Here is a 26,721-nt window from a genome sequence, read left to right on the forward strand (position 1 = left end):
AGAATGATGAAAAAAGAAAATATCCCTAACGCTTTAACCCTTGCCAGAATTGCCTTAATCCCAATCTTTATTTTGATTTTGACCTTCGGGCATTCGCCAGCCATGCATATCCTAGCTGGAATCATTTTCGCCCTTGCCAGTATCACAGACTACCTGGATGGCTATCTGGCTCGCAAGTGGCAGGTCGTGACCAATTTTGGAAAATTTGCCGATCCTATGGCTGATAAACTGCTGGTTATGTCTGCATTTATCATGCTGATTGAAATGAAAATGGCTCCTGCTTGGGTGGTAGCTATCATCATTTGCCGAGAGCTGGCTGTCACTGGTTTGAGACTTCTTTTAGTGGAAACTGGCGGAACAGTTCTAGCGGCCGCTATGCCAGGCAAGATCAAGACTTTCACGCAGATGTTTGCCATCCTCTTTCTTCTGCTTCATTGGACTTTACTCGGTCAGATTCTCCTTTACATAGCCCTGATTTTCACTATTTATTCTGGCTATGATTATTTCAAGGGCAGTGCCTATCTCTTTAAAGATACATTTAAATAATATGGAAAATATCATTGAAGTAAAAAATATTAGTTATCGCTATGACCATAAGTCTGAAGATTATATTTTAAAAGACGTATCGTTTCACGTGAAACAAGGAGAATGGCTATCTATTGTCGGTCATAATGGCAGCGGAAAGTCGACTACAGTGCGTTTGATTGACGGTCTTTTGGAGGCCGAGAGTGGCGATATTATCATTTCTGGGGATAAATTGACGGCTGATAATGTCTGGGAAAAACGTCGCCAAATTGGTATGGTCTTTCAGAACCCTGATAATCAGTTTGTTGGAGCAACTGTTGAGGATGATGTTGCATTTGGTCTGGAAAATCAAGGCATGGATTATCCGATGATGGTGAAACGCGTCCATGAAGCTCTGGAACTAGTCGGCATGCAGAATTTTAAAGAGAGAGAACCTGCTCGACTTTCTGGCGGACAGAAGCAAAGAGTCGCTATTGCTGGCGTAGTCGCTCTCCAGCCAGATATTATCATCTTGGATGAAGCAACCAGTATGTTAGACCCAGAAGGCCGACTGGAACTGATTCGGACTGTCAAGGAAATTAAAGATAAGAATCATTTAACAGTCATCTCCATTACCCACGATTTGGACGAGATTTCGCTGAGTGACCGTGTCCTTGTTATGAAAAATGGTCAGGTTGAGTCAACTGCTACACCAAGAAAACTCTTTTCCAGACCTGATTTGGAAGACTTGGGCTTAGATCAACCCTTTGTCAATCAGGTCAAAGCTGCCATGATTCAAACTGGGCTAACTCTGCCAGAAACCTATTTAACTGAAAAAGAATTGCAGGAACAATTATGGGAATTACTCTAAATAAAGTCAGTTATACCTATCAGGCTGGAACTCCATTTGAGGGTCCAGCGCTTTTTGAAGTTGATTTGGAAATCAAAGATGGTAGCTATACGGCTTTGATTGGGCACACTGGTAGCGGAAAATCAACCATTTTACAACTTTTGAATGGCTTGCTGACTCCTAGCGAAGGCAGTGTGCAAGTCAATCATGTCACCATCACTTCAAATTCTGTCAACAAGGACATTAAACAAGTTCGTAAACAGGTTGGTTTGGTGTTTCAATTTGCTGAAAGTCAGGTTTTTGATGAGACTGTTTTGAAAGACGTGGCCTTTGGTCCGCAAAATTTTGGTGTTTCTAAAGAAGAAGCTGAGGCTTTAGCACGTGAAAAATTAAGCCTTGTCGGCATTTCTGAAGAATTATTTAGCCGCAGTCCTTTTGAACTTTCTGGCGGGCAGATGAGAAGGGTCGCCATTGCCGGAATCCTAGCAATGGAGCCTGATATCTTGGTGTTGGATGAGCCAACGGCCGGACTTGATCCAGCAGGACGCAAGGAATTGATGGGACTCTTTAAGAAACTGCATCAAGCTGGAATGACCATTGTTCTTGTAACCCATTTAATGGATGATGTAGCGAATTTTGCTGATACGGTCTATGTGTTGGAGAAGGGGCGCGTCGTCAAAAGCGGTCAGCCTGCCCAAGTTTTTCAAGATGTCGATTTTATGGAAAAGATTCAGCTAGGAGTGCCTAAAATCACAAAATTTGCCCAAGAATTAGCTGAAAAAGGAATGAAATTTTCTCATTATCCGATTACGATCGAGGAATTTAAGGAGATGATACATGGATAAATTGATTTTAGGACGGTATATCCCAGGAAATTCAGTCATCCATCGATTGGATCCGCGCAGTAAATTGGTGGCCATGTTCTTCTTTATTTTATTAATTTTCTGGGCCAACAATCTCATCACTAATTTGCTGCTATTTGTTTTCGTTTTTACTCTAATTTTTCTCTCAAAAGTTCCTTTGACATTCTTCCTAAAGGGAATTCAATCTATGGTGTTCATTATTGCCTTTACCACCCTCTTCCAGCTCTTTCTGACGGGGGGAGGCAAGGTACTGTTCCAGTTGGGTTTCATTAAAATTACGGAATTTGGCCTTTCTCAAGCGGGTATCATCTTCAGTCGTTTTGTTTTGATTATTTTCTTTTCAACCCTTCTGACTTTAACCACAACACCACTCAGCCTTTCAGATGCAGTAGAAGCTCTACTAAAGCCACTCAAAGTCTTTAAAGTTCCTACGCATGAAATTGGCCTCATGCTCTCTATGAGCCTGCGTTTCGTACCGACTTTAATGGATGACACCACAAGGATTATGAACGCTCAGAGAGCTCGCGGAGTTGATTTTGGCGAAGGAACGATTGTTCAAAAGGTTAAGTCAATCATTCCAATCTTAATCCCCTTATTTGCTTCTAGTTTCAAGCGAGCAGATGCCTTAGCTATCGCAATGGAAGCGCGTGGCTATAGTGGTGGTGAAGGAAGAAGCCGCTATCGACAACTTTCTTGGAAAATGATTGACAATCTGGCTCTTCTCTCTATTTTCCTGATTGGTATCTTGCTCTTTATCTTAAAAAAATAAAGAATAGTATAAGTTTGATAGCAATATTTTTGTTAGAGATCTAATGAAATACACTAAAAATCCTTTTAAATTAATATTTTTATGTGCAAATCTCAATATAATTGTAACCTTTGCATTCTTTTTGTAATCTTTTTGTAATATCTAATGTGTATGATGGTATTATAATTAAAGGAGAAAACTTTTTAAAATGAATATAAAAGTGAAAAAATTGGCTTTAGCAGGAACGATTGCTACAACGACATTGTTTACATCAGGTATTGTTGCTAGTGCTGAGTCATACACAGTGAAAGCTGGAGATACCTTATCAGAAATCGCTGAAAGTAAGAAAACAACCGTTGAGCGTTTGGTAGAATTAAACAAAATTTCAAATCCAGATTTTATCATGACTGGACAAGTTTTGGAATTGGGTGATTTGAAAGATGTTGCAAAACAAACAACATCAGCACCTGTTGCCTCATCAGCAACACCAGCTGTTCCCGCACCAGCTCCAGTAGCCCCTGTAGCTCCAGCTGCACCAGTAGCTACGGAAACTCCTGCAGCTACTGCAACAACAGACTATTCTGGCTATTCATCGAATGTCGTACTCGCAAATGGTAATACTCCAGGTGCTGTAGGTTCTTATGCAGCTGCTCGTATGGCTGAAATGACAGGTGTGTCTGCATCTACATGGGAAAACATCATTGCTCGCGAATCTAACGGCCAAGTGGATGCCTACAACCCATCAGGAGCAAGTGGTCTTTTCCAAACAATGCCAGGTTGGGGATCTACTGCAACTGTTGAAGATCAAATTCAAGCGGCTTACCGTGCTTACAGTGCACAAGGACTATCTGCTTGGGCTTACTAAAATAATAAAAAAATGACTAAACATATTTAGTCATTTTTTCTTACTCAAAGATACTATTTATTCTCCAAAAATTTCTTTTGAAAGTCTGCGGCCGGTAGGAGTTGTAGCTAGCCCTCCTTCAGCCGTTTCCCTGAAAGCAGTAGGCAGGCTAGAGCCTACTTGGTACATGGCATCAATGACTTCGTCAACAGGTAATTTGGACTCGATTCCGGCCAAAGCCATATCCGCTGCGATAAAGGCGTAGCTAGCTCCCATAGCATTTCTTTTGACACAAGGAACTTCTACCAGACCAGCTACTGGGTCACAAATCAAGCCCAACATATTTTTGATGACAAAACAGATAGCTTGACTCGCCTGAAAAGCAGAGCCACCAGCAGCCAAAACCAGGGCAGCTGCGCTCATAGCAGAAGCGGAGCCCACCTCAGCTTGACAGCCTCCTTCTGCACCGGAAATAGAAGCGTTATTGGCAATAACCAAGCCAAAAGCACCAGCAGCCAGCAAAAAGTCTAATTGCTGTTCCTCTGTCAAATCTAGTTTTTCAATCGCTGATGTAAGGACTGCTGGCAGACAGCCAGCACTGCCTGCCGTAGGAGTTGCACAAACCAGCCCCATTTTAGCGTTGTGTTCATTGACAGCAATGGCATTTTTTGCAGCAGTCAGCACAGTATAATCTGACAAGGCCTTCCCTGACTGGATATAGTGGTGCAGCTTGGCTGCGTCTCCACCGGTCAATCCGCTGCGAGATTTACTCTCATCAAGCCCAAGAAGAACCGAAGCTTTCATCACCTCAAGATTCCGACTCATCAGACGTAAAACTTCGTCTCTTTCCCGACCTGTCAATTCATATTCGGTCGCAATCATTAATTCAGCAACATTGCCATTAAAATCTAAATCAGCCTGCTCAACTAATTCTTTTATTGAATAAAACATCTCTTCTCCTATTTAAAGAAATTGACATTATGGAGATAGGGGATTTTCCGAATCTCTTCGATAGCCTCTTCGCAACTACGACTATCCACCTCAATGATCATAATCGCTTTCTCGCCCGCTTTTTCTCTAGTCACCGTCATTTGAGCAATATTGATATTGTAGCGGGACAGAGCCTCCGTTACATGGGCAATCATACCTGGAACATCTTGGTGGACGATGATAATGGTTGGCGTATTCATGCTGAGAGAGACTGAGAAGCCATTTAACTCGGTCACCTGAATATTTCCACCACCGATAGACACACCCGTTACACTGATGCTTTTATGGGCGTTTTTAACCGTGATTTTTGTCGTATTTGGATGAGGAGCATTGCTATCTTTCTGAATAGTCCAGACAATCTTGATACCGCGTTTATGGGCAATTTCAAGGCTATTAGGAATTTCAGGATCATCTGTATCCATTCCTAAAATACCTGCTACCAGAGCCAAATCTGTTCCATGCCCGCGATAAGTCTTTGCAAAGGAATTAAAAAGCTGGAATTCAACCTCGGTTGGTATATCATCAAAAATAGAGGATACGATCTTACCGATACGCACAGCCCCTGCAGTATGACTGCTGGAAGGACCAATCATGACAGGTCCGATAATGTCAAAAACAGATTGAAATTTTAATGATTTCATAAGAAACCTCTTGAACATATTTTCTAAAATTATTATATCAAACTTATCAAATTTCTGCCTGATATCATACAAAAAAGAGGACAAATGTCCTCTTTTCATTATTGGTAATTCGCATACCTGAAACTCTTTTACTCCGCCAGTAGGACTCGAACCTACGACATCATGATTAACAGTCATGCGCTACTACCAACTGAGCTATGGCGGATAGTATAGTCCGTACGGGATTCGAACCCGTGTTACCGCCGTGAAAAGGCGGTGTCTTAACCCCTTGACCAACGGACCATCTATGTTCTTTTCAGAACATATTCTATTATATCAGGTTTTGAATCTTTGTCAACAGTTTTTTATTTATTTTTTAAAATTTCTTTTAAATGTTTTGTTCTTAGCCTAGAAACAGGGCAACGGCGGCCTTCATAAAATATAATTTCCTTTGTTTTCTTATCATAATCACAGATATTATCGATATTGACTAAGAAAGATTTATGGGAAGCAAAGAATCGTTGGGTTTTCTCATCCTGCTCTTGAACACTGGCAATTGTTCCATAAAATTCCTTTATAAAGTTTTTTCCGACCATCCGTAACTTATGAGAGGAACTTGAGGTTTCGATATACAAAATATCATTAAATGGCACGCGCACATCATTGCCTCGATAGCTGTATTCAAAGTAATCAACCATGTTGGTGTTTGTAATTAAGGTGTTTTTCGTATAAATGATACAATCTTTGATACGTTTTTTAAACGAATCATCGTTAATATCCTTGTCAATAAAATCAAGAGCAGATACCTTGTATTTGAAAGTCATGGTCGCAAACTCTGATTTTGAAGTTACAAAGACAATAATAGCATATGGATTATGATGACGAATAAAACGAGCGACCTCCAGTCCTTTGGTCTCTTCCCCTTTAATATCTATATCCAGAAAATAAATCTGATTGACATCTTCATTTTCGACGTAGTCCTTAAATTCCTGAATTTTTCCTGTGATTTTTACCTGGATATCGAGACCCATTTCTTCAGCAATCTCTGCTAAAGTTTTTTCCATGCGGACTTGGTGCGCTAAAGTATCTTCTAATGCTAAGATTCTCATAAACTATTCCTTCTTTTAATTGTTAATACTTGGGTGAAATCATACTTACTTATTTCTGTATCTAGCATGATATATTCATAATTCTCTAAAATTTCTTTCAGATTATTTAAACCTAGGCCTCTTCGATAACCTTTCGTTGAGAACTCTGGTTCATAAATTTCTTCTAAATCTAATTTCCTTTGCTTGCGGGAATTTTTTACAACAAAAATGATTTCCGTATCGAGTTGAACTAAAGTCACATGAATCATTTTTTCATAGCTTTCGATTGCGCCTTCAACAGCATTGTTTAGCAATATACTAGCCATTCTTACCACATCTAATAGCTTAATCGGTAATTTCTCAACAGGATCTTTGACTTCGAATGTCAAATCAATCTGGTGCTCACGCGCTTTGAATAAAGTCTCCGTCATAACGCTTCGGAGAGCTGAGTCACCAACATTGTTCAAATCAAAATAGGTATATTTGTCCGAGCGTAATTTTAAATTTGCATCAACTAAAACTTCTTGATATATTTTTTCAATTTCCTTGATATCTTGAGTATTGATGGTCGTCTGAAAGCTGGTCAGCATGCCAGCATAATCATGACGGAAACCACGAATTTCATTATAAAGAGAAACAATTTCATCTGTGTACTGCTGCAGCTGCAACTGTTCCAATTCTCTTTGTCGAATCTCCTCTTCTTTTTCATACTTTTCCCGAATTGCCTTCAAATAGAAAAGAGTCGTCATAAATATCAAGAAACAAATAGTCGCTAGCATACTACTAAAACTATTAAAATGATCGTCTTCACTTAACCAATGAGAAACATTTAAAATGAAAATATCTATAACATAAAAAATATTAATTCTCTTAATTGTCTTTTTAAAGACCTCCTCTTTAAAATCACATGCGTAAAATGGTAAGTAGTCGATAAACTTAAGCATAAATAGAACAGAGATACTGTTCATCATGATATAAAAGACAGCCCAATTATCTTTTACAAATGAATCCCCTGTAATTGAGGAAATAATGACGGAAAAAAAGGTAGTAGAAGCCTGGACTGTTAAATAAAGGAGAAGAGATAGAAATATAGAGAAAAGAGTTGATAACTTCTCTTTTTTATAAAAATACCTGTAGAAAAAAAGAGGATAAATCAGTAGTAAAATAAAATACAGAACATGCCTTGACAAAGAAAATATAGATTCTAAATTTAATATGAGTAATGGTAATAAAATTAAGACTATAGCACACAGAAAAGTAAAGTAAAAACTAGATTTTACTTTATTGATCTTTTCATATATAACAATAGTGAAATATACTTCAATGGCGGCTTGCAATATCCAAAAAAATAATTCAAACATAATTCCATTTCCTCAGTTATCAATGTTATTTTTTCTTAAATTTAATTTTTAAGAAGATATTTCTTAAATCTCCTCCAAGAACTTCTTTAAGTTCTTTTTCATTCAAGACTGGGAATTGAGCGATTGTTTTAAAGTTTTTCTGAGTATTTTTCATATTAGATTCTCCTAAACATTTTTTCGTAAGTGTTACCTTACAAGATCTATTATAAATAAAATTTCAAATAATCTGTCATCTTTCCCTGAAATGTCATTTTTTATTCCTGAAATGTCGTTTTCTCAAAAAATATAATAAAAAAACACGAAATTTTTCGTGTCTGAATAGTGTATATTATGATCCCAGCAGGATTCGAACCTGCGACCGTTCGCTTAGAAGGCGAATGCTCTATCCAGCTGAGCTATGAGACCGATACCTTTTCATTCTATCAGAAAAATCTAGTATCGTCAAGATTTACTTATGGTAGGGACTTCCCTGTTGAATCATGAAAGCCCGGTAAATCTGCTCTACCAAAACAAGGCGCATCAATTGATGAGGCAGGGTCAATTTTCCAAAACTCATCAGTAGATTAGCTCTTTTTTTGACAGCAGGAGACAGACCCAAGCTGCCACCAATCACAAATGTAATATCAGAAAAGCCACGAACTGTGATGTCGTTCAAGATCGAACTAAACTCTTCTGAAGCAAATTGTTTCCCCTCAATAGCCAAAGCAACCACGAATTCTCGTTCAGAGACTTTTGCTAAAATACGACTTCCTTCTTTTTCGAGGATTTGCTGATTTTCTAGCTCACTGGCCTTATCTGGTGTTTTTTCGTCTGCTAATTCTACAATTTCTAACTTACAAAATCGACTCAGACGTTTAGTATATTCAGCAATCCCATCCTTGAGATACTTTTCTTTTAATTTTCCAACAGTTACAAGCTTTATTTTCATATTTCCATTCTATCATATCCACATGGATTTCACACTTTATTCACATCAGTTTTTTATGGAAAACTTGTTGAATCTATGTATTTTCTAACCTCTATCAACATTTTTTATAAGTTTTCCACAAGTTGTGGAAAACTTGTGGATTTTAAGTTATAATTAAGAATATATTTCTATAATTTCATCAATTGTAATCAAGGAGGAAAATATGAAAAACGCTTCAAATTTCTTTAAAAAATCTTTGTTGCTTTTTATTGTTTTAGTTGTAGGATTTATCGGCGGAAGCCTAGGAAATTTAGCCACTGCATTTCTTAATAATAAAATGGCTAATATCAGTCCTTCTAGCTCAAATACCACTGTATCAACGTCTTATAAAAACACAACCGACACCACAAAGGCTGTAAAAAAGGTGCAAAACGCAGTTGTATCAGTAATTACTTATACAGGTTCTAATCAAGAAGGAGTGATCAATAATGAATCAACTAGTGATCCTCAAGTAGCTAGTGAGGGATCAGGTGTCATTTATAAGAAGGAAGGAAAATATGCCTACCTTGTTACCAATACTCACGTGCTAAATGGAGCAAAAAATCCTGATATTCTACTAGCAGATGGTAGTAAAGTTCCTGGTGAGGTCGTTGGTTCAGATGTTTATTCTGATATTTCTGTAGTAAGAATTAGCTCTGAAAAGGTGAAAGATGTAGCTGAATTTGGAGATTCCAACTCCCTGACAGTAGGAGAAACTGCTATTGCCATCGGAAGTCCTCTCGGAACAGAATACGCTAACTCTGTTACACAGGGAATCATCTCTAGTTTGGGTAGAAATGTAACCTTGCAATCTGAAGACGGTCAAAATATTTCGACTACTGCCTTGCAAACAGATGCTGCTATCAACCCTGGTAACTCTGGTGGCCCACTCATCAATATCCAAGGGCAAGTTATTGGTATTACGTCCAGCAAAATCTCTCACAATGGTCAAACTGCTGTAGAAGGCATGGGCTTTGCAATTCCATCAAACGATGTTGTCAATATCATCAAGCAATTAGAGAAAACTGGAACAGTCACTCGTCCTGCTCTGGGTATCCAAATGCTCGATTTATCTAATATCGCCACTTCTGACTTAGCAAAATTACGTCTACCTTCATCTGTAAAATCAGGTATCCTTGTCCGCTCTGTACAAGAAGGAATGCCTGCTGAAAATAAACTTCAGAAATACGACGTCATCACAAAAGTTGACGATAAGGATGTTGAGTCAACCAGTGATTTACAATCTGCTCTCTACAGACACTCTCTGGGGGATGAGTTGAAAGTAACTTACTTTAGGGATGGTAAAGAAGCTACTACAATCATCAAACTGACCAAATCAACCCAAGACTTAAGTGACAACTAATCCTTTACATAATTGTCAACACACCTTTACACGATCGTAAAGGTGTGTTATGCTATATACAAATGGAAAATTATCAATACATACCACTAAAAGACATTCGAACCAATCCTTATCAGCCTAGAAAGAGTTTTTCTCAAGAAAAAATAAATGAATTGGCAGCTTCTATTAAAGAGAATGGAATTATCCAGCCCATTATTTTGAGAAAATCTTCCTTATTTGGTTACGAAATTTTAGCAGGTGAAAGACGATTCAGAGCTGCTAAAATTGCTGGCTTAGAAAACATTCCTGCCCTTATTAAAGACTTGTCTGACGATGACATGATGAAGCAAGCCATCATCGAGAATTTGCAAAGGGAGGACCTCAATCCGATCGAAGAAGCGGAATCCTATCAGCATCTGATTGAGAAAGGTCTGACCCATGAAGAAATTGCAAAAATCATGGGAAAATCTCGGCCTTACATCAGTAATCTTGTCCGCTTGTTACAGCTACCAGCTTTTATGATGGACGCTGTCAAAGAGGAAATGATTTCGCAAGGGCATGCTCGTCTCCTCATCCCACTCAAAAAGGAAGAGCAAGTTTTTTGGCTGGACAAAATCATTCAAGATAATTTATCCGTTCGTGCTCTTGAGCTTTCATTACAAAAGACCAAAAAGTCAAAGACTAAGAAGAACAAAGAAATTTTCGCCCATTCAGAAGAAGAAAAACTAAAAAAAATCCTTGGGCTCAATGTCTCCATTCAATTAAAAAATTCTTCAAAAGGAAAGATCGTTATTCCTTTTGAAAACGAGGAAGAGTATCAAAGAATTATAAACAGCCTGAAATAGGGCTGTTATTTTCTTTTTTCAAACTAACAGACTTTTCCACCTTTAAAAGTAGCTTAAAATGTTGAAAAATAAGGATTTCATTAATAATTCACAATCTGTGGATAAGTCTTATAAACATTGTTAATTTTTCTCCACAACTTGTGGAAAACTTGTCCTTTTTATGTTAAAATGAGAGTCGACATAGAGAATAATTTTTTGAAAAGGAGGAGGCAATGAACAAAGAGCAAGAATTTTGGCGAAGAATTTTAGAACTTTCCGCTGCTCAGCTAAAACAGACAACCTATGATTTTTTTGTTGCAGAAGCAAAATTGATAGCCATTGAAAATAATCATGCCACTATCTTTCTGGATAGCCCCGTCAAACAGCTATTTTGGGAACAAAACTTAGTGGGCGTTATTCTCACAGCTGGCTTTGAAATTTTCAACGATCAAATCACGGCCAAATACGTCTTTGAAGAAGCAGGACATGACAGTATTTCTAAATATCAGCTGGAAGAACTTCCTGAAAAAGCTCCATTTCGACCAAGTTTGCCGCCAATTGATACTGGACTAAAAGCTAAATATACATTTGATAATTTTGTACAAGGGGACGGAAATATCTGGGCCAAAGCAGCGGCCTTGGCGGTGTCTGAAAATCTAGCAACTACCTATAATCCCCTATTTATCTACGGCGGACCAGGTCTAGGAAAAACCCACTTACTGAATGCTATCGGCAATCAAATTTTAGAAAATATTCCTGATGCGCGTGTAAAATATATTCCAGCGGAAACCTTTATCAATGACTTTCTGGAGCATCTGAGGCTCGGTGACATGGATAATTTCAAAAAAATCTATCGGAGCTTGGATTTGCTCTTGATTGATGATATCCAGTCTCTTGGCGGCAAAAAAGTCTCTACCCAGGAAGAATTCTTCAATACGTTTAACGCTCTGCACGGCGATAACAAGCAGATTGTGCTGACCAGCGACCGCAGTCCAGATCATCTTGATAATTTGGAAGAACGCTTGGTCACGCGCTTCAAATGGGGGCTCACTCAAAATATTACACCACCTGATTTTGAAACGCGGATTGCCATCCTCCGGAACAAAATCGAAAATCTGGACTATATTTTCCCTAATGATACTTTGGAGTACCTCGCCGGACAATTTGACTCGAATGTCCGTGACTTAGAAGGGGCCCTCAATGATATTACGCTCATTGCAAGAGTCCGCAATCTCAAGGAAATTACGATTGACATTGCTGCTGAAGCTATTCGAGCTCGCAAGCAGGACTCTAGTCAGGTGACCGTCATTCCGATTGAAAAAATCCAGTCTGAGGTCGGCAATTTCTATGGCGTCAGTGTCAAAGAAATGAAGGGAAGTCGTCGCGTCCAAAATATCGTTTTGGCTCGACAAGTGGCCATGTATCTAGCCCGCGAACTAACAGACAATAGCTTACCAAAAATCGGACGAGAATTTGGTGGCAAAGACCACACAACAGTCATTCACGCGCATGGAAAAATCAAAACCCGACTCGAAACTGACGATAGCCTGCGACTTGAAATCGAAAATATCAAAAACAAGATAAAATAAGGCTGTGGAAAAGATTGAGCTAATCTGAAGTTTTTTCCACAGGTTGTGAACAAGTCTTGAAACTTGATTTTAGATACTTTGCTCCATTTTTCCACAGCTTCCACAAGAACTACTATTACTATTAACTTAATAATCATAAATAATAAAAGGAGTCCCTATGATTCACTTCTCTATTAATAAAAATTTATTCCTACAAGCTTTGAATACAACTAAAAGAGCTATCAGTACCAAAAACGCTATTCCAATTTTATCAACGGTTAAAATTGATGTGACAAAAGAAGGTATTACCTTGATTGGTTCCAATGGTCAAATTTCCATTGAAAACTTCATTTCAGTGCAAAATGAGAATGCCGGGCTCTTGATTACTTCACCAGGTTCGATCCTTCTCGAAGCAAATTTCTTTATCAATGTCATTTCTAGCTTGCCAGATATCGTGCTTGATTTTAAAGAAATTGAGCAAAAACAAATCGTCCTTACCAGTGGCAAGTCAGAAATTACGCTAAAAGGAAAAGATGCAGATCAATACCCACGTATCCAGGAAGTCTCTACCAGCAATCCTTTGATTTTAGAAACAAAAGTCCTCAAAAATATCATCAATGAGACGGCTTTTGCTGCCAGTACGCAAGAAAGTCGTCCTATTTTGACGGGTGTTCATTTTGTTTTGACAGATAACCAATCCCTCAAAACAGTTGCGACAGACTCTCACCGGATGAGCCAAAAGAAAATTACTTTGGACAAGAAGGGGGATGACTTCGATGTGGTAATTCCTAGCCGTTCTCTGCGTGAATTTACAGCTGTGTTCACAGATGAAATTGAAACAGTAGAGGTTTTCTTTGCCAATAACCAACTTCTCTTTAGAAGCGAAAATATTAGCTTCTATACACGCCTGCTGGAAGGAAACTATCCTGACACAGACCGCTTGATTCCGACAGAATTTTCAAGCGTTGTGACCTTTAATACCAATAATTTACGTCATGCCATGGAACGGTCGCGTCTTCTGTCTAATGCGACCCAAAATGGAACAGTAAAATTGGAAATTGTGAAGGGCATTGTCAGCGCTCATGTCCATTCACCAGAAGTTGGACGCGTGAATGAAGAAATTGATACAGAAAGTGTGTCAGGAGAAGATTTGACCATCAGCTTCAATCCTACCTATCTGATCGAAGCGCTAAAGGCAGTCGACAGCGAGAAGGTGACCATCAGCTTTATTTCGGCTGTTCGGCCTTTCACCTTGGTGCCAAGTGAAGATGCTGAAAACTTTATCCAGCTGATCACGCCAGTCCGTACCAATTAGAAGATAATATTTAAGACAAGGTTGACTCGATCCGCCTTGTCTTATTTTGATCATTTACAAGCCAGCTGATTCCAAACTTGTGGTATAATACAGCTAGGATGGAGTGAAGCGCCAATCTGTATTTTTAAGATAATAAAAAAAGATTGTCAAAAGGAGAGAAGATGTACGAACTTGGAACTTTTGTAGAAATGAAAAAGCCCCATGCCTGTACCATTAAGTCAACGGGCAAGAAGGCCAATCGTTGGGAAGTCATCCGCATGGGAGCAGATATAAAGATTCGCTGTAGCAACTGCGAACACGTTGTCATGATGAGCAGATATGATTTTGAAAGAAAAATGAAGAAGGTTATCGAATAGTCCATATTTTAGACTTAGCTTGATTTTGAATAAGATACCTCATCAACAAAGAACGAGATTGGGACAGAAATCGGTAATTCGTTAGAATTCGATTTCGTCGTCCCACCTCCGCACAGTTGAGTAGGGCTGTAAAAGCTGATGAAATCAGCCTAGTAGAGCCCACTCAACCACTGCGTCTTGCTCGACAATCCAAAGACAATTGAGAGGCTGGGACAAAAGTCCCAGCCTCGTTTTTCTGCTTTTATTTAAGATCCTCAAATTTGCCATCTTTGACTTCTTTATAACCAGAAGCTTCGAGGGATTTTACCGTTTCTTTATAACTGATATAATTAGCTTTTTGGTCTCCATCTGTTTGGATAAGCTGTTTGCTTTTCAGTTCTGAAATATCTGCCTTGCTAAAATCCATTGTCATCTTTTGCGTCAAATGATCGTCTTTATATTCGATTTTATTAGTAAGTCCTTTAATATTTTCCAGGGTTTTCATGTAGCCCCCAATTTGCTCTTTGGCGGTATCTTTTGTCAATCCGATAGGCTCATAATAGAAAACATTGCTGGTTTCATTTTTCAGCAAATCATCGCCCTTATACTCAAGAGTAATCCGGCTGTCTTGCTTGGTCTTTTGGTCAATCAACTGAAAATAGGATTTTTTAGGACTGCTACTGCAGGCAGCTAAAAAAAGTAAAGTAAACATGGTCAAGAAAGAAAGAACAAAGGTTTTAATTGTCATTTTTTTCATGGCTAACTCCTTTTATCAAAATATTAACTATATTATATCATTTTTTTGTAGAAAATATTTTTATTTCTATCCAGAAAGCAGGAAATTTTTCATTCAAATCCGCTGTTTAGGATAAGGATTTATGGTATAATGGTTTGGATTGAAAAGATGAATGGAGAAGATACGAATGGCTTTAACAGCAGGGATTGTTGGACTGCCTAATGTGGGCAAGTCAACTTTATTTAATGCAATTACAAAAGCAGGGGCAGAAGCTGCCAACTACCCTTTTGCGACCATTGATCCAAATGTCGGTCGGGTAGAAGTGCCAGATGCTCGTTTGGACAAATTAACAGAATTGATTAAACCTCAAAAGAAGGTTCCCACTACATTTGAGTTTACAGATATTGCTGGTATTGTAAAGGGAGCTTCAAAAGGGGAAGGTCTGGGAAATAAATTCTTGGCCAATATCCGTGAAGTGGATGCTATCGTCCATGTAGTCCGTGCCTTTGATGATGAAAATGTCATGCGGGAACAGGGCCGTGAGTCTGACTTCGTTGACCCTATGGCTGATATCGAGACCATAAACCTGGAGCTTATTTTGGCCGATCTGGAAAGCATTAACAAACGCTATGCGCGTGTTGAGAAGATGGCTCGCACTCAGAAGGATAAGGACTCAGTTGCAGAATTTAATGTTCTACAAAAGATCAAGCCAGTTCTGGAAGACGGTCTGTCAGCTCGAACAGTTGAGTTTACAGAAGAAGAGCAAAAAATCGTCAAAGGTCTCTTTCTCTTAACGATTAAGCCAGTGCTTTATGTGGCCAATGTCAGTGAAGATGAGGTGGCTGATCCAGAAAATATTGACTATGTGAAGCAGATTCGTGAATTTGCAGCTACAGAAAATGCTGAGGTTGTTGTCATCTCAGCGCGTGCAGAGGAAGAAATTTCTGAACTAGATGATGAAGACAAGGCAGAATTTTTGGAAGCTATTGGCTTGACAGAGTCAGGTGTAGACAAATTGACACGTGCAGCCTATCATCTGTTGGGGCTTGGAACCTACTTTACCGCTGGTGAAAAGGAAGTCCGAGCTTGGACCTTCAAGCGTGGTATGAAAGCCCCTCAAGCAGCTGGTATCATTCATTCAGACTTTGAGAAAGGTTTCATCCGTGCAGTGACGATGTCTTATGATGATTTGGTAAAATATGGATCTGAAAAGGCTGTAAAAGAAGCTGGACGTTTGCGTGAAGAAGGAAAAGAATATATCGTTCAAGATGGCGATATTATGGAATTCCGCTTTAACGTGTAAATTAAGTGTAAATTTAAAATACATAGGTTGGAAAGAAATTTCCAGCCCTTTTGGCTTTTATAAAGGAGTAAAATGACAAAATTAATTGTTGGATTGGGAAATCCAGGTGATAAATATTTTGAGACCAAACATAATGTAGGTTTTATGTTGGTTGACAAGATGTGTAAAGAATTAAATCTAAAGTTTACAGCAGATAAGATTTTTCAAGCAGACATTGCTTCAACTTTCTTGAATGGGGAAAAAGTCTATTTTGTAAAACCAACTACTTTTATGAATGAAAGTGGGAAAGCAGTCCATGCCCTGCTCACTTACTACGGCTTGGATATAGATGACTTACTCGTTACTTATGATGATCTAGATATGGAAGTTGGGAAAATTCGTCTTCGTACCAAAGGTTCAGCTGGCGGGCACAATGGTATTAAGTCCATCATTAAACATATTGGAACACAGGAATTCAAGCGAGTGAAAATTGGCATTGGAAGACCTAAAAATAATATGTCAGTTATTCATCATGTTTTAGGAAAATTTGATGAGGAAGATTATATCAGTATTTTAAATACATTAGATAAAGTTGACAGTGCTGTAAATCATTATTTACAAACTGAGAATTTTGAGCAGACCATGCAACAATACAATGGATAATACAATGACACTACTTGATCTATTTGGTCGAAATCGACAAATTGTAGACTGGAAGCAACAATTACAAAAGAAGACCCGTCAGTTAGTGATGGGACTTTCAGCTTCAACAAAAGCTTTGGCGATTGCCAGTAGCTTAGAAGAGCAGGAGAAAATCCTAGTCATCACTTCGAGTCAAAATGAAGCAGAGCGGCTGGCTAGTGATTTACTTTCTTTATTGGGAGAAGAAACGGTTTATACTTTCCTGGCAGATGATACCCCTTTGGCTGAGTTTGTTTTTTCATCGCAAGAAAAAATCTTTGCCAGATTAGAAGCCATGAAATTTTTATCAGACAAAGAGAAAAATGGGATTCTAATCATCAATGTTGCAGCTAGTCGTTTATTCTTGCCCCAGCCTGATATTTTTAAACAATCTGAGCTTATTCTTTCTGTTACTGAAGAATACAACCTTGACAACCTAGTCAAGTCTTTGTCAAGTAATGGTTATAAAAAGGTTTCTCAGGTTCTCAGTCAAGGAGAGTACAGTCTGAGAGGGGATATTCTAGATATTTTTGAACGCTCGGCTCAATATCCTTATCGGATAGAGTTTTTTGGAGATGAGATTGATGGCATAAGGATTTTCAATCCTGAAAATCAACTTTCTCTTGAAAATGTGGAACAGATTTTGATAGAGCCTGTTACAGATCTTCTATTTACAGAAGAAGATTATGAAAGAGGACAGAAAAATCTAGAAGTGTCTCTCTCTACGGTTGTTGATCCTTCCTTAAAATCCTATTTAGAAGAAGTATTGAGCTCTGTTAGAGAGCACTTTCATCATGCAGACATTCGCAAATTTCTTTCCTTTTTTTATAAGAAAGAATGGACTATTTTAGACTACCTACCAACTCACACTCCTATATTTTTTGATGATTTTCAAAAGATAATGGACAAGCATGCACAGTTTGAATTAGAAGTTGCGAATATCTTGACAGATGATTTACAAAATAGTAAAGCACTGTCAAATCAACAATACTTTGCAAATAATTATCAGGACTATCGTAAATATAAACCTGCTACATTTTTTTCTAATTTCCATAAAGGCTTAGGAAATCTAAAATTTGATGCACTTTATCAATTTAATCAATATCCAATGCAGGAATTCTTTAGTCAGTTTCCTCTCTTAAAAGAAGAAATCAATCGCTTTAGGAAATCGGACTATACGGTAGTCTTGCAGGCAAATTCGTCCTCAAGTTTACAAAGTTTACATAAAACTTTACAGGATTATGAGATTCATTTAGATTACATCAAGGAAAAAGACATCCATGAAAAAGCTGTCCAGCTCATAGAAGGAAATCTAGTTCAAGGATTTAATTTTGTCGATGAAAAAATCGTTTTGATTACTGAGCATGAGATGATTCAGAAAAAAATCAAACGTAGGATTCGTCGTCAAAATATTTCTAATGCTGAAAGGTTGAAAGACTATAATGAGCTGGAAAAAGGCGACTATGTGGTTCATAATATCCACGGTATTGGTCGTTATTTAGGAATTGAAACGATTGAGGTTTCAGGAGTTCATCGGGATTATTTGACGATTCAGTATCAAAATGCAGATCGTATCTCCATTCCGGTGGATCAAATCAATCTTCTGTCTAAATATGTAGCTAGTGATGGAAAAACACCTAAAATTAACAAGTTAAATGATGGGCGTTTCCAAAAAACGAAGCAAAAAGTCCAGCATCAGGTTGAAGACATTGCCGATGACCTTATTAAATTATATGCAGAGCGTAGTCAATTAAAAGGTTTCCAATTTTCTAGTGACGACCAGCATCAAGTAGAGTTTGATAATGCCTTTCCATATGTGGAAACAGATGATCAGCTCAGAAGCATTCAGGAAATCAAGAAGGATATGGAGAGCGACCGTCCAATGGATCGACTCTTGGTTGGCGATGTTGGTTTTGGGAAGACAGAGGTGGCTATGAGGGCTGCTTTTAAGGCTGTCAACGATCATAAACAGGTGGCTATCTTGGTTCCGACCACTGTTTTAGCTCAGCAACACTACACAAACTTTAAAGAACGTTTCAATGATTTTGCCGTGAATGTCGATGTTCTCAGCCGTTTTAGAAGCAAAGGGGAGCAAAAAGAGACTCTGGAAAAATTGGAAAAAGGTCAGATTGATATTATTATCGGTACCCATCGCCTTCTATCAGCAGATGTGACATTTTCCGATTTGGGACTACTGGTGATAGATGAAGAGCAACGCTTCGGTGTCAAGCATAAGGAAAAGTTAAAGGAACTAAAAAAGAAGGTTGATGTTCTGACCTTGACGGCCACCCCTATTCCACGAACCCTTCATATGTCGATGCTAGGAATTCGAGATTTATCGGTCATTGAAACACCACCGACAAATCGATATCCAGTCCAAACCTATGTTTTGGAGAATAATAGGAAGGTTATTCGGGATGCGGTTTTACGTGAAATAGACCGAGGCGGACAAATTTACTACCTTTACAATAAAGTTGACACCATTGAGCAAAAAGTTTCAGAATTAAAAGAGTTGATTCCAGAGGCTTCAATTGGTTATGTTCATGGACAGATGACAGAGGTGCGTTTAGAAAATACCCTTTTAGACTTTGTGAATGGCGAGTATGATATTTTAGTTACAACAACGATCATCGAAACTGGTGTCGATATTCCAAATGCAAATACTCTCTTTATCGAAAATGCTGATCATATGGGTCTGTCAACCTTGTATCAACTTCGTGGTCGGGTTGGCCGCAGCAATCGAATCGCTTATGCTTATCTTATGTATCGGCCAGATAAAACCCTGACTGAAGTTTCAGAAAAAAGACTAGAAGCCATTAAAGGATTTACTGAGTTAGGATCTGGATTCAAGATTGCGATGAGGGATTTGTCTATCCGCGGAGCAGGAAATATTTTAGGAAGTTCTCAGTCAGGTTTTATTGATTCTGTAGGATTTGAAATGTATTCTCAGCTTTTAGAAGAAGCCATTGCTAAGAAGCAAGGTAAGGAAACCAAGCGTCAAAAAAGCAACGCTGAAATCAATCTTCAAATTGATGCCTATCTTCCAAGTGATTATATTTCTGATGAGCGTCAAAAAATCGAGGTTTACAAGAGAATTCGAGAAATTGACAATCGTGTAAATTATGAACATCTGCAAGATGAATTGATCGATCGCTTTGGAGAATATCCAGATGTAGTGGCTTACCTACTGGAGATTGGTTTAGTCAAATCCTATCTTGATCAAGCCTTTGTGGCACTTGTTGAGCGGAAGCAAGAATCTGTCATCATTCGTTTTGAAAAAATCTCTCAGCAAATCTATCTAACCCAGGATTATTTTGAAGCCTTGTCAGCGACAAATCTAAAGGCTCGAATTGGTGAGCAACAAGGCTTGATTGAAGTCGTTTTTGATGTTCGGAATAAAAAAGATTTCGAGATTTTGGAAAACTTGCTGAACTTTGGTGAAAAACTGGTAGAAATCAAGAATCGAAAAGCTGAATAAACATTACAATTCGGTAAAATTTCAGCTTTTTAGCTTTGTTTCTTTCAAAAGAATGATAGAATATTAAGAGAAAATCGAGGAAAAGACTATGAGATTAGACAAATATTTAAAGGTATCACGCATTATCAAGCGACGCCCTGTAGCTAAAGAGGTTGCAGATAAAGGCCGTATCAAGGTAAATGGAATCCTGGCAAAAAGTTCGACAGATTTGAAAATCAATGATCAAATTGAAGTTCGTTTTGGCAATAAGCTACTAACAGTGCGGGTTCTTGAGATGAAAGACAGCACTAAAAAAGAAGATGCTGCTAAAATGTATGAAATTATCAGTGAGACAAGGATTGAAGAAAATGTCTAGAAATATTGTTCAAATAAATAATCGCTTTATCCAAGATGAAAATCAGCGTCGCAGATACCTCGATGAGGAGCGTCGGAAGCGAAATCGTTTTATGGGATGGGTTCTAATTTTAGTTATGCTACTTTTTATCCTTCCAGCCTATAATTTATACCAGAGCTACGAAACTTTACTTAATCGCCGTGCTCAATATGCACAACTACAAAAAAAATATGAAAAACTAGGTGAAGATAAGGAATACCAGTCTGATATTGCGACCAAGTTGAAAGATGACAGCTATGCTGCTAAATATGCTCGTGCTAAGTATTCTTTTTCAAAAGAAGGAGAATACATTTACACAACACCAGATTTATTACCACAATAATCATGGAAAATTTACTTCAAAATATAGAGAAATTTTTATCTTTTTCGGATGAAAAACTAGCAGAATTATCCGAAAAGAATCAAGCTTTAAAACTTCAAGAAACAAAAAAGGAAAGGGGAGGTCATGCGTAAGTTACTTTTGCTGATATTTTTACTGCCAGCCTTATGGAGCAGTCAAACAGCAATCAGTACTGAAAAGGAACTTGTTTTAGACGAAGAAGAAAAGTATCAGCTGACAGGTACAGCTTATGGCCGTTACCATATGAGTATCCCTACAAATCCTAATGTTTATGAAGAAACGCCTACTTTTACGGATGCTACTTTGACTAAGGTAGCTGGGAAACTTCTGCCAGATCAGCCACTACAGCTGACAGAGTTGCACGTGAATGAAGCTGGGATTCCTATCTTTAAATTAAAGAATGGCCAGTTTGTAATTGCAGATAAGAATAGCATTTATGAGGATACGGTTCAGTCTATCACAGATGTTAAACAGGAAAGATGGCTGGTCCCTAACTATGTGCTCTACGATACTATCCCGATCAATTCTTCTAAAAAGATTGCAGCTAAACTACCTGCTTATAGCAAAGTAAAGGTAGTACAAATTGTTCAAACAGCTAAGGGAGAATACGCTAAAATTGAAGGTCAAGGTTGGGTTTCTGTTGATTTTCTTTCCCAAGAAGATAATCGAATGGAAAAGGTTCAGGATCTTTTAAATTCTAAGTACAAAAAAGCTGACTTTTCTATTTATGTAAAACAGCTAGAAACGGGTAAAGAAGCAGGTATCAATCCAGATCAACAAATGTACTCAGCTAGTGTGACGAAAATTCCTTATCTTTATTATGCGCAGGAGCAATTGAACAATCATAGCCTTTCCTTGGATAAAAAGTTTAAATATACAGTGGTTGTCAATGATTTTCCAGGTGCCTATGACCCTGAGGGAAGCGGCAGCATTTCCAAATCAGCAAATGATAAGGAATATTCTGTGCAGGACTTAATCAATGGTGTAGCAAAAGAGTCGGATAATGTGGCCCACAATATCCTCGCCTATTATACAAGCAATCAATCTGATAGCCAATTTCAAAATACTATTGAAAAAATTGCGGGTAAAAAGTGGGATGTGGAAAGCAGACAAGCTTCGGCTCGAATGGCAGGAAATGTTATGGAAGCCATTTATAAGCAAAATGGCATGATTATTGATGCTTTATCTCAGACAAATTATGACAATCAGCGGATTTCTAAAAATATCAATGTAAAAGTTGCCCATAAAATCGGTGATGCTTACGACTTCAAGCATGATGTCGCTATTGTGTATGCGGATTCGCCATTTATCATTGCAATTCTTACGAACAATTCGGATTACGATACAATTTCTAAAATCGCAGATGATGTGTACGGAGTTCTGAAATGATCAATCAGAAGTTTCGCAAGCAAGTGCAGGAAAAGCGGTATTTTCAAAATCATCGAAAAGTGCTGGTAGCAGTTTCTGGTGGCTTGGATTCGATGACCTTGTTCCATCTTTTGTACCAGAATAAAGAAGAGCTGGAGATTGATTTGGGGATAGCGCATGTCAACCACAAGCAACGTCCAGAGTCAAATATGGAAGAAAAAGAGCTGTCAAATTTTGCCCAGAAACTTGGTGTGAAATTTTTCAGCTCAAATTTTTCAGGTGATTTTTCTGAGGAAAAAGCTCGGCGATTTCGCTATCGTTTTTTTGAAGAAATCATGTTGGCAGAAGGCTACACGGCCTTAGTAACGGCTCATCATGCTGATGATCAGGCCGAGACAGTGTTTATGAGGTTATTAAGAGGAGCAAGGCTGCGCCACTTGTCTGGAATGACAGAGGTTCAATCCTTTGCAAACGGGGAATTAATCCGACCTTTGCTTCATTTTCATAAGCAAGATTTCCCTGATATTTTGCATTTTGAAGACGAGAGCAATCTTCAAAATGACTATCTCAGAAATCGGATCCGTAATCTCTATCTTCCCAGTCTTGAAAAGGAAAATCCACGCTTTAAGGATTCTCTGATTTCTTTAGGGAAAGAGGTTGAGGATTTACAGACAGCTTTGTCTCATCTGACGCAGGGATTGGACATTACAAAACTTGAAGTGTTTGAGCGGCAAATTCCAGAAGTTCAAAATTTTCTTTTGCAGGAATATTTAAAAGGATTTCCCTTTTTAAAGCTAAATAAAAAGCAATTTGAAGAAATCTTAGGAATCTTACGAACCAAGGCTAATTATATCCACCCTTTAAAGGATGGATATGAGTTGGTGAAGGATTATAAGCACTTTGAAATCAGAAAAATCAGCCGTAAGTCTGATTTGAAAGTGGAGTCAATTCTGTTAGAATGTGGTAATCAACTTCAATTTGGGGACTATCAATTCTCACTTGGCACTCCTTTGGAGGGTGAAAATGTTCAAGCGATTGCAGTTTCACGTGAAACACCACTTCTTTTACGTCGCAGGAAAACAGGTGATTATCTTCGTTTGAAGGGACATCACAAAAAACTTCGTCGACTATTCATTGATCAAAAAATTCCATTTGAAGAACGCGAAAAAGCGATTATTGTGGAGCAAAATCAGCAGATTTTGGCAATTGTAAATATCGCTATCAGTGATTTGAGTAAGGAATTAAAAAGTGATATAATGAGTACTGTACTTTATATTCAGAAATTAGATAGGTAAAATTATGCTAGAACAAGATATTAAAAAAGTATTGGTTTCTCATGAGGAAATCGTAGCAGCAGCAAAAAAATTGGGCCAACAGCTGACAGTAGACTATCAAGTTAAAAAGCCTATTTTTGTAGGAATTTTGAAGGGTTCGGTTCCTTTTATGGCCGAATTAATCAAACATGTGGATACAGATATTGAATTAGATTTTATGCTGGTGTCTAGTTACCATGGCGGTACAACTAGTAGTGGCGTGATTAATATTATCAAAGATATTGATCAAGATATTACGGGTCGTGATATTCTTTTTGTCGAAGATATTATCGATACTGGCCAAACTTTGAAGAATTTGTGTAATTTGTTCAAAGAAAGAAATGCAGCATCTGTAAAAATTGCTACGTTGTTGGATAAGCCAGAAGGACGCATTGTTGACATTGAGGCAGACTACACTTGCTTTACAATTCCAAATGAATTTGTAGTAGGTTACGGACTAGATTATGATGAGTATTATCGCAATCTTCCTTATGTAGGTGTCTTGAAAGAAGAAGTTTATACAAAATAAAGGTTTACTAGATATAAATGAAAAATAAACAAAATAATGGTTTTATAAAAAATCCTTTTCTCTATATTCTAATTATTGTAGTCCTTGTTACAGGTTTTCAGTATTTCTTTACAGGAAGTGCGACAGGTCGTAGCCAGCAAATCAACTACAGCCAATTAGTAAAAGAAATCCAAAATAACAATGTTACAGAGATGAGCTACCAGCCAAATGGTAGTATTATCGAGGTATCAGGTACTTATAAAAAACCTAAAGAATCAAAAGATACGACAGGAATCCTGTTTTTCAGTCCGGAAATCTCAAAAGTTAGCAGATTTACTAGTGTTGTTTTGCCATCAGATACAACAGTTTCTGATTTGCAAAAGCTAGCTGCTGAGCATGAGACAGAAGTGACTATTAAGCGTGAAAGCTCCAGTGGAATGTGGATTAATCTTTTGATTTCCTTGGTTCCATTTATCATCATCGCCTTCATCTTTATGTCTATGATGAATCAAGGCGGTGGCGGTGCTCGTGGTGCTATGAATTTTGGACGTAACAAAGCTCGTGCGGCCAATAAAGAAGATATCAAAGTTCGCTTTTCAGATGTCGCTGGTGCAGAAGAGGAAAAACAAGAACTTGTTGAAGTTGTTGAATTCCTGAAAGATCCAAAACGTTATACTAAGCTGGGTGCTCGTATTCCTGCAGGTGTTCTTCTGGAAGGCCCTCCGGGGACTGGTAAGACCTTGCTTGCCAAGGCAGTTGCTGGTGAAGCAGGTGTTCCTTTCTTTAGCATCTCAGGTTCTGACTTTGTTGAAATGTTTGTCGGTGTCGGAGCAAGCCGTGTTCGTTCTCTATTTGAAGATGCGAAAAAAGCGGCTCCTGCTATTATCTTCATCGATGAAATTGATGCCGTCGGTCGTCAGCGTGGTGTTGGCCTCGGTGGCGGTAATGATGAACGGGAACAAACTCTTAATCAGCTCTTGATTGAAATGGATGGTTTTGAAGGCAATGAAGGAATCATTATCATTGCGGCTACTAACCGTTCGGATGTTCTTGATCCAGCTCTTCTACGTCCAGGTCGTTTTGACAGAAAAGTCTTAGTCGGCCGTCCTGACGTGAAGGGTCGGGAAGCTATTCTTCGTGTTCATGCCAAGAATAAACCGCTAGCTAAAAACGTTGATTTGAAATTAGTTGCTCAACAGACACCTGGTTTTGTTGGTGCTGATTTGGAAAATGTTTTGAATGAAGCAGCTCTAGTTGCAGCTCGTCGTAACAAAAAAGTCATCGATGCCGATGATATTGATGAAGCAGAAGACAGAGTAATCGCAGGACCATCTAAGAAAGATAAAACCGTTTCAGAGCGTGATCGTCAGATTGTTGCTTACCATGAAGCGGGGCATACGATTGTCGGACTTGTTTTGTCCAATGCGCGTGTCGTACACAAGGTAACCATTGTGCCTCGTGGTCGTGCTGGCGGATATATGATTGCCCTGCCTAAAGAAGACCAAATGCTTCTGTCTAAAGAAGACATGAAAGAGCAATTGGCTGGTCTCATGGGTGGTCGTGTAGCTGAAGAGATTATCTTTAATGTCCAAACTACAGGGGCTTCAAATGACTTTGAACAAGCTACACAGATGGCGCGTGCAATGGTCACTGAGTACGGTATGAGTGAAAAACTTGGCCCAGTCCAATACGAAGGTAACCATTCTATGTTTGGTGCACAAAGTCCTCAAAAATCAATTTCAGAACAAACAGCCTATGAGATTGATGAGGAAGTTCGTTCATTACTAAATGAAGCACGAAACAAAGCAGCTGAGATTATTCAAGCAAATCGTGAAACCCATAAATTGATTGCAGAAGCATTACTTAAATATGAAACGCTTGATAGCACCCAAATTAAATCTCTCTATGAAACAGGTCATATGCCAGAAGAGTCTGAAAAAGACTTGGAACGAGAAGCGCATGCCCTTTCCTATGATGAAATAAAATCTAAAATGGAAGAAAATTAAGAGATGCTTTTCTTATTAAATAGCTTGATTACTAATTGTGTAATCAAGCTATTTTTTTAATTCTTCAAAGCCTAACATGTCATAAAAATTCCCTGAGATGTCTCAAATTTTTTTGTTAGGAACCAGTTAGGGTATAAAATAGACAGGATAGGAACAGGATGCCTGAGAGAAGAGTTTTTCTTGTAGAATCATATTATCAAAGAAAAAGGAGATAACATGAACTTCAAGGAACGCTATGAGAAAGTGCAGTGGATCGTCTGGCGCTGTGCACGAGATTATTATGTACATTTATGGGAGAGTAGTGACTGGGAACAAGAGGGTATGCTGGTTTATCACCAGCTGGAAGAAAGTCATCCAGATATCAGTCAAGATGAAGGCCGCCTCTATCGTTACTTCAAGACAAAATTTCGGAATCAT

The 26,721-nt window shown here is 38.3% G+C and carries 27 protein-coding genes, 3 tRNA genes and 1 pseudogene; 21 read left to right on the forward strand and 10 right to left on the reverse strand.

Translation table 11 applies throughout. The features are described from left to right. The first annotated feature begins 6 nt into the window (after positions 1-6). The 5 genes from pgsA (at position 7) to D8797_RS02810 (ending at position 3,830) form a co-directional block, all read left to right on the forward strand. Positions 7-546, forward strand: a complete 540-nt coding sequence (pgsA, locus tag D8797_RS02790) for a CDP-diacylglycerol--glycerol-3-phosphate 3-phosphatidyltransferase (protein ID WP_005592114.1) — start codon at positions 7-9, stop codon at positions 544-546. Between the two features lies 1 nt (position 547). Further along, entirely contained in the window at positions 548-1,375 is an 828-nt protein-coding gene (locus D8797_RS02795; protein ID WP_185780828.1) for an energy-coupling factor ABC transporter ATP-binding protein, read from the forward strand. Next, positions 1,360-2,199, forward strand: coding sequence for an energy-coupling factor ABC transporter ATP-binding protein (locus tag D8797_RS02800; RefSeq protein ID WP_125379172.1), 840 nt, complete (start codon positions 1,360-1,362; stop codon positions 2,197-2,199). Before D8797_RS02795 ends, D8797_RS02800 begins: the two co-directional genes overlap by 16 nt. Further along, on the forward strand, positions 2,192-2,986 hold the full coding sequence (locus D8797_RS02805) for an energy-coupling factor transporter transmembrane component T family protein (RefSeq protein WP_125379173.1): 795 nt from the start codon (positions 2,192-2,194) through the stop codon (positions 2,984-2,986). Before D8797_RS02800 ends, D8797_RS02805 begins: the two co-directional genes overlap by 8 nt. 187 nt (positions 2,987-3,173) lie before the next feature. Further along, entirely contained in the window at positions 3,174-3,830 is a 657-nt protein-coding gene (locus D8797_RS02810) for a LysM peptidoglycan-binding domain-containing protein (RefSeq protein ID WP_125379174.1), read from the forward strand. A 57-nt stretch (positions 3,831-3,887) separates the two neighbouring features. Here D8797_RS02810 and sdaAA read toward each other — a convergent pair whose 3' ends face one another. The 9 genes from sdaAA to rlmH form a co-directional block, all read right to left on the reverse strand. Beyond that, on the reverse strand, positions 3,888-4,760 hold the full coding sequence (sdaAA, locus tag D8797_RS02815; RefSeq protein WP_125379175.1) for an L-serine ammonia-lyase, iron-sulfur-dependent, subunit alpha: 873 nt from the start codon (positions 4,758-4,760) through the stop codon (positions 3,888-3,890). A gap of 8 nt (positions 4,761-4,768) precedes the next feature. Further along, positions 4,769-5,440, reverse strand: coding sequence for an L-serine ammonia-lyase, iron-sulfur-dependent subunit beta (gene sdaAB / locus D8797_RS02820; protein ID WP_125379176.1), 672 nt, complete (start codon positions 5,438-5,440; stop codon positions 4,769-4,771). Between the two features lie 131 nt (positions 5,441-5,571). Beyond that, positions 5,572-5,645 (reverse strand) — tRNA-Asn (locus D8797_RS02825). 5 nt (positions 5,646-5,650) lie between these two features. Next, positions 5,651-5,722, reverse strand: a tRNA-Glu gene (locus D8797_RS02830). Between the two features lie 62 nt (positions 5,723-5,784). Then, positions 5,785-6,528 (reverse strand): competence system response regulator transcription factor ComE, encoded by a 744-nt coding sequence (gene comE, locus D8797_RS02835; RefSeq protein ID WP_045499902.1) that lies wholly within the window; start codon positions 6,526-6,528, stop codon positions 5,785-5,787. Next, positions 6,525-7,871 carry a sensor histidine kinase gene (locus D8797_RS02840; RefSeq protein ID WP_376739407.1) on the reverse strand — a complete coding sequence of 449 codons (1,347 nt, stop codon included), beginning with the start codon at positions 7,869-7,871 and terminating at the stop codon, positions 6,525-6,527. Before D8797_RS02840 ends, comE begins: the two co-directional genes overlap by 4 nt. A gap of 22 nt (positions 7,872-7,893) precedes the next feature. After that, positions 7,894-8,022: a bacteriocin gene (locus tag D8797_RS02845; protein ID WP_005591382.1), complete on the reverse strand. Its 129-nt coding sequence runs from the start codon at positions 8,020-8,022 to the stop codon at positions 7,894-7,896. Positions 8,023-8,199: 177 nt separating this feature from the next. Beyond that, positions 8,200-8,273, reverse strand: a tRNA-Arg gene (locus tag D8797_RS02850). A 43-nt stretch (positions 8,274-8,316) separates the two neighbouring features. After that, positions 8,317-8,796 (reverse strand): 23S rRNA (pseudouridine(1915)-N(3))-methyltransferase RlmH, encoded by a 480-nt coding sequence (gene rlmH, locus D8797_RS02855; RefSeq protein WP_125379177.1) that lies wholly within the window; start codon positions 8,794-8,796, stop codon positions 8,317-8,319. 202 nt (positions 8,797-8,998) lie between these two features. Between rlmH and htrA the strand changes: the two genes are divergently transcribed. The 5 genes from htrA to D8797_RS02880 all read left to right on the forward strand — a co-directional run bounded on the left by htrA (position 8,999) and on the right by D8797_RS02880 (position 14,219). Continuing rightward, positions 8,999-10,177: a serine protease HtrA gene (gene htrA, locus D8797_RS02860; RefSeq protein ID WP_125379178.1), complete on the forward strand. Its 1,179-nt coding sequence runs from the start codon at positions 8,999-9,001 to the stop codon at positions 10,175-10,177. A gap of 62 nt (positions 10,178-10,239) precedes the next feature. Beyond that, positions 10,240-11,001 (forward strand): ParB/RepB/Spo0J family partition protein, encoded by a 762-nt coding sequence (locus tag D8797_RS02865; RefSeq protein WP_125379179.1) that lies wholly within the window; start codon positions 10,240-10,242, stop codon positions 10,999-11,001. A 212-nt stretch (positions 11,002-11,213) separates the two neighbouring features. Beyond that, positions 11,214-12,569, forward strand: coding sequence for a chromosomal replication initiator protein DnaA (gene dnaA, locus D8797_RS02870; protein ID WP_125379180.1), 1,356 nt, complete (start codon positions 11,214-11,216; stop codon positions 12,567-12,569). Between the two features lie 157 nt (positions 12,570-12,726). Next, a complete protein-coding gene (gene dnaN, locus D8797_RS02875) occupies positions 12,727-13,863 on the forward strand; it encodes a DNA polymerase III subunit beta (protein ID WP_125379181.1) in 1,137 nt (378 codons plus the stop codon). A gap of 161 nt (positions 13,864-14,024) precedes the next feature. Then, complete coding sequence (locus tag D8797_RS02880; RefSeq protein WP_015604158.1) at positions 14,025-14,219, forward strand: DUF951 domain-containing protein; 195 nt, start codon at positions 14,025-14,027, stop codon at positions 14,217-14,219. A gap of 241 nt (positions 14,220-14,460) precedes the next feature. Here D8797_RS02880 and D8797_RS02890 read toward each other — a convergent pair whose 3' ends face one another. Further along, positions 14,461-14,955 carry a DUF1307 domain-containing protein gene (locus tag D8797_RS02890; RefSeq protein ID WP_125379182.1) on the reverse strand — a complete coding sequence of 165 codons (495 nt, stop codon included), beginning with the start codon at positions 14,953-14,955 and terminating at the stop codon, positions 14,461-14,463. A gap of 166 nt (positions 14,956-15,121) precedes the next feature. On the opposite strand from D8797_RS02890, the gene ychF reads away from it, so the two are divergent. The 11 genes and pseudogenes from ychF to D8797_RS02945 form a co-directional block, all read left to right on the forward strand. Next, a complete protein-coding gene (ychF, locus tag D8797_RS02895; protein ID WP_125379183.1) occupies positions 15,122-16,237 on the forward strand; it encodes a redox-regulated ATPase YchF in 1,116 nt (371 codons plus the stop codon). 72 nt (positions 16,238-16,309) lie between these two features. Next, positions 16,310-16,879, forward strand: coding sequence for an aminoacyl-tRNA hydrolase (pth, locus tag D8797_RS02900; RefSeq protein ID WP_125379184.1), 570 nt, complete (start codon positions 16,310-16,312; stop codon positions 16,877-16,879). After that, positions 16,872-20,375 carry a transcription-repair coupling factor gene (gene mfd / locus D8797_RS02905; protein ID WP_125379185.1) on the forward strand — a complete coding sequence of 1,168 codons (3,504 nt, stop codon included), beginning with the start codon at positions 16,872-16,874 and terminating at the stop codon, positions 20,373-20,375. The genes pth and mfd overlap by 8 nt, the downstream gene beginning before the upstream one ends. 88 nt (positions 20,376-20,463) lie before the next feature. Continuing rightward, positions 20,464-20,730 carry an RNA-binding S4 domain-containing protein gene (locus D8797_RS02910; RefSeq protein ID WP_005591371.1) on the forward strand — a complete coding sequence of 89 codons (267 nt, stop codon included), beginning with the start codon at positions 20,464-20,466 and terminating at the stop codon, positions 20,728-20,730. Continuing rightward, positions 20,723-21,091, forward strand: a complete 369-nt coding sequence (locus D8797_RS02915; protein ID WP_015604164.1) for an FtsB family cell division protein — start codon at positions 20,723-20,725, stop codon at positions 21,089-21,091. Before D8797_RS02910 ends, D8797_RS02915 begins: the two co-directional genes overlap by 8 nt. Before the next feature lie 2 nt (positions 21,092-21,093). Continuing rightward, positions 21,094-21,222 carry an SP_0009 family protein gene (locus tag D8797_RS10350; protein WP_125372373.1) on the forward strand — a complete coding sequence of 43 codons (129 nt, stop codon included), beginning with the start codon at positions 21,094-21,096 and terminating at the stop codon, positions 21,220-21,222. Further along, positions 21,215-22,498, forward strand: a complete 1,284-nt coding sequence (locus D8797_RS02925; RefSeq protein WP_125379186.1) for a serine hydrolase — start codon at positions 21,215-21,217, stop codon at positions 22,496-22,498. The genes D8797_RS10350 and D8797_RS02925 overlap by 8 nt, the downstream gene beginning before the upstream one ends. Beyond that, positions 22,495-23,772 carry a tRNA lysidine(34) synthetase TilS gene (tilS, locus tag D8797_RS02930; protein ID WP_125379187.1) on the forward strand — a complete coding sequence of 426 codons (1,278 nt, stop codon included), beginning with the start codon at positions 22,495-22,497 and terminating at the stop codon, positions 23,770-23,772. Before D8797_RS02925 ends, tilS begins: the two co-directional genes overlap by 4 nt. Before the next feature lie 4 nt (positions 23,773-23,776). Continuing rightward, the gene (hpt, locus tag D8797_RS02935; RefSeq protein WP_125379188.1) at positions 23,777-24,319 is read left to right on the forward strand and encodes a hypoxanthine phosphoribosyltransferase; all 543 of its coding nucleotides are present in this window, start codon (positions 23,777-23,779) and stop codon (positions 24,317-24,319) included. Between the two features lie 17 nt (positions 24,320-24,336). Continuing rightward, positions 24,337-26,304, forward strand: coding sequence for an ATP-dependent zinc metalloprotease FtsH (gene ftsH / locus D8797_RS02940; RefSeq protein WP_125379189.1), 1,968 nt, complete (start codon positions 24,337-24,339; stop codon positions 26,302-26,304). A 216-nt stretch (positions 26,305-26,520) separates the two neighbouring features. Beyond that, positions 26,521-26,721, forward strand: a pseudogene (locus tag D8797_RS02945) (sigma-70 family RNA polymerase sigma factor); the annotation flags it as partial.

Source organism: Streptococcus cristatus (genome assembly GCF_003944225.1).
In the GTDB taxonomy this organism is placed as follows: domain Bacteria; phylum Bacillota; class Bacilli; order Lactobacillales; family Streptococcaceae; genus Streptococcus; species Streptococcus cristatus_K.

Coding starts and splice junctions, on each gene's coding strand:
- D8797_RS02800 (WP_125379172.1), top strand. CDS start 1,360: ATGGGAATTACTCTAAATAAAGTCAGTTATACCTATCAGGCTGGAACT.
- D8797_RS02925 (WP_125379186.1), top strand. CDS start 21,215: ATGCGTAAGTTACTTTTGCTGATATTTTTACTGCCAGCCTTATGGAGC.
- mfd (WP_125379185.1), top strand. CDS start 16,872: ATGGATAATACAATGACACTACTTGATCTATTTGGTCGAAATCGACAA.
- dnaA (WP_125379180.1), top strand. CDS start 11,214: ATGAACAAAGAGCAAGAATTTTGGCGAAGAATTTTAGAACTTTCCGCT.
- pth (WP_125379184.1), top strand. CDS start 16,310: ATGACAAAATTAATTGTTGGATTGGGAAATCCAGGTGATAAATATTTT.
- comE (WP_045499902.1), bottom strand. CDS start 6,528: ATGAGAATCTTAGCATTAGAAGATACTTTAGCGCACCAAGTCCGCATG.
- D8797_RS02865 (WP_125379179.1), top strand. CDS start 10,240: ATGGAAAATTATCAATACATACCACTAAAAGACATTCGAACCAATCCT.
- pgsA (WP_005592114.1), top strand. CDS start 7: ATGAAAAAAGAAAATATCCCTAACGCTTTAACCCTTGCCAGAATTGCC.
- ychF (WP_125379183.1), top strand. CDS start 15,122: ATGGCTTTAACAGCAGGGATTGTTGGACTGCCTAATGTGGGCAAGTCA.
- rlmH (WP_125379177.1), bottom strand. CDS start 8,796: ATGAAAATAAAGCTTGTAACTGTTGGAAAATTAAAAGAAAAGTATCTC.
- D8797_RS02915 (WP_015604164.1), top strand. CDS start 20,723: ATGTCTAGAAATATTGTTCAAATAAATAATCGCTTTATCCAAGATGAA.
- D8797_RS02880 (WP_015604158.1), top strand. CDS start 14,025: ATGTACGAACTTGGAACTTTTGTAGAAATGAAAAAGCCCCATGCCTGT.
- htrA (WP_125379178.1), top strand. CDS start 8,999: ATGAAAAACGCTTCAAATTTCTTTAAAAAATCTTTGTTGCTTTTTATT.
- D8797_RS02805 (WP_125379173.1), top strand. CDS start 2,192: ATGGATAAATTGATTTTAGGACGGTATATCCCAGGAAATTCAGTCATC.
- D8797_RS02910 (WP_005591371.1), top strand. CDS start 20,464: ATGAGATTAGACAAATATTTAAAGGTATCACGCATTATCAAGCGACGC.
- D8797_RS02795 (WP_185780828.1), top strand. CDS start 548: ATGGAAAATATCATTGAAGTAAAAAATATTAGTTATCGCTATGACCAT.
- dnaN (WP_125379181.1), top strand. CDS start 12,727: ATGATTCACTTCTCTATTAATAAAAATTTATTCCTACAAGCTTTGAAT.
- D8797_RS02890 (WP_125379182.1), bottom strand. CDS start 14,955: ATGAAAAAAATGACAATTAAAACCTTTGTTCTTTCTTTCTTGACCATG.
- D8797_RS02845 (WP_005591382.1), bottom strand. CDS start 8,022: ATGAAAAATACTCAGAAAAACTTTAAAACAATCGCTCAATTCCCAGTC.
- D8797_RS10350 (WP_125372373.1), top strand. CDS start 21,094: ATGGAAAATTTACTTCAAAATATAGAGAAATTTTTATCTTTTTCGGAT.
- sdaAB (WP_125379176.1), bottom strand. CDS start 5,440: ATGAAATCATTAAAATTTCAATCTGTTTTTGACATTATCGGACCTGTC.
- ftsH (WP_125379189.1), top strand. CDS start 24,337: ATGAAAAATAAACAAAATAATGGTTTTATAAAAAATCCTTTTCTCTAT.
- hpt (WP_125379188.1), top strand. CDS start 23,777: ATGCTAGAACAAGATATTAAAAAAGTATTGGTTTCTCATGAGGAAATC.
- sdaAA (WP_125379175.1), bottom strand. CDS start 4,760: ATGTTTTATTCAATAAAAGAATTAGTTGAGCAGGCTGATTTAGATTTT.
- tilS (WP_125379187.1), top strand. CDS start 22,495: ATGATCAATCAGAAGTTTCGCAAGCAAGTGCAGGAAAAGCGGTATTTT.
- D8797_RS02810 (WP_125379174.1), top strand. CDS start 3,174: ATGAATATAAAAGTGAAAAAATTGGCTTTAGCAGGAACGATTGCTACA.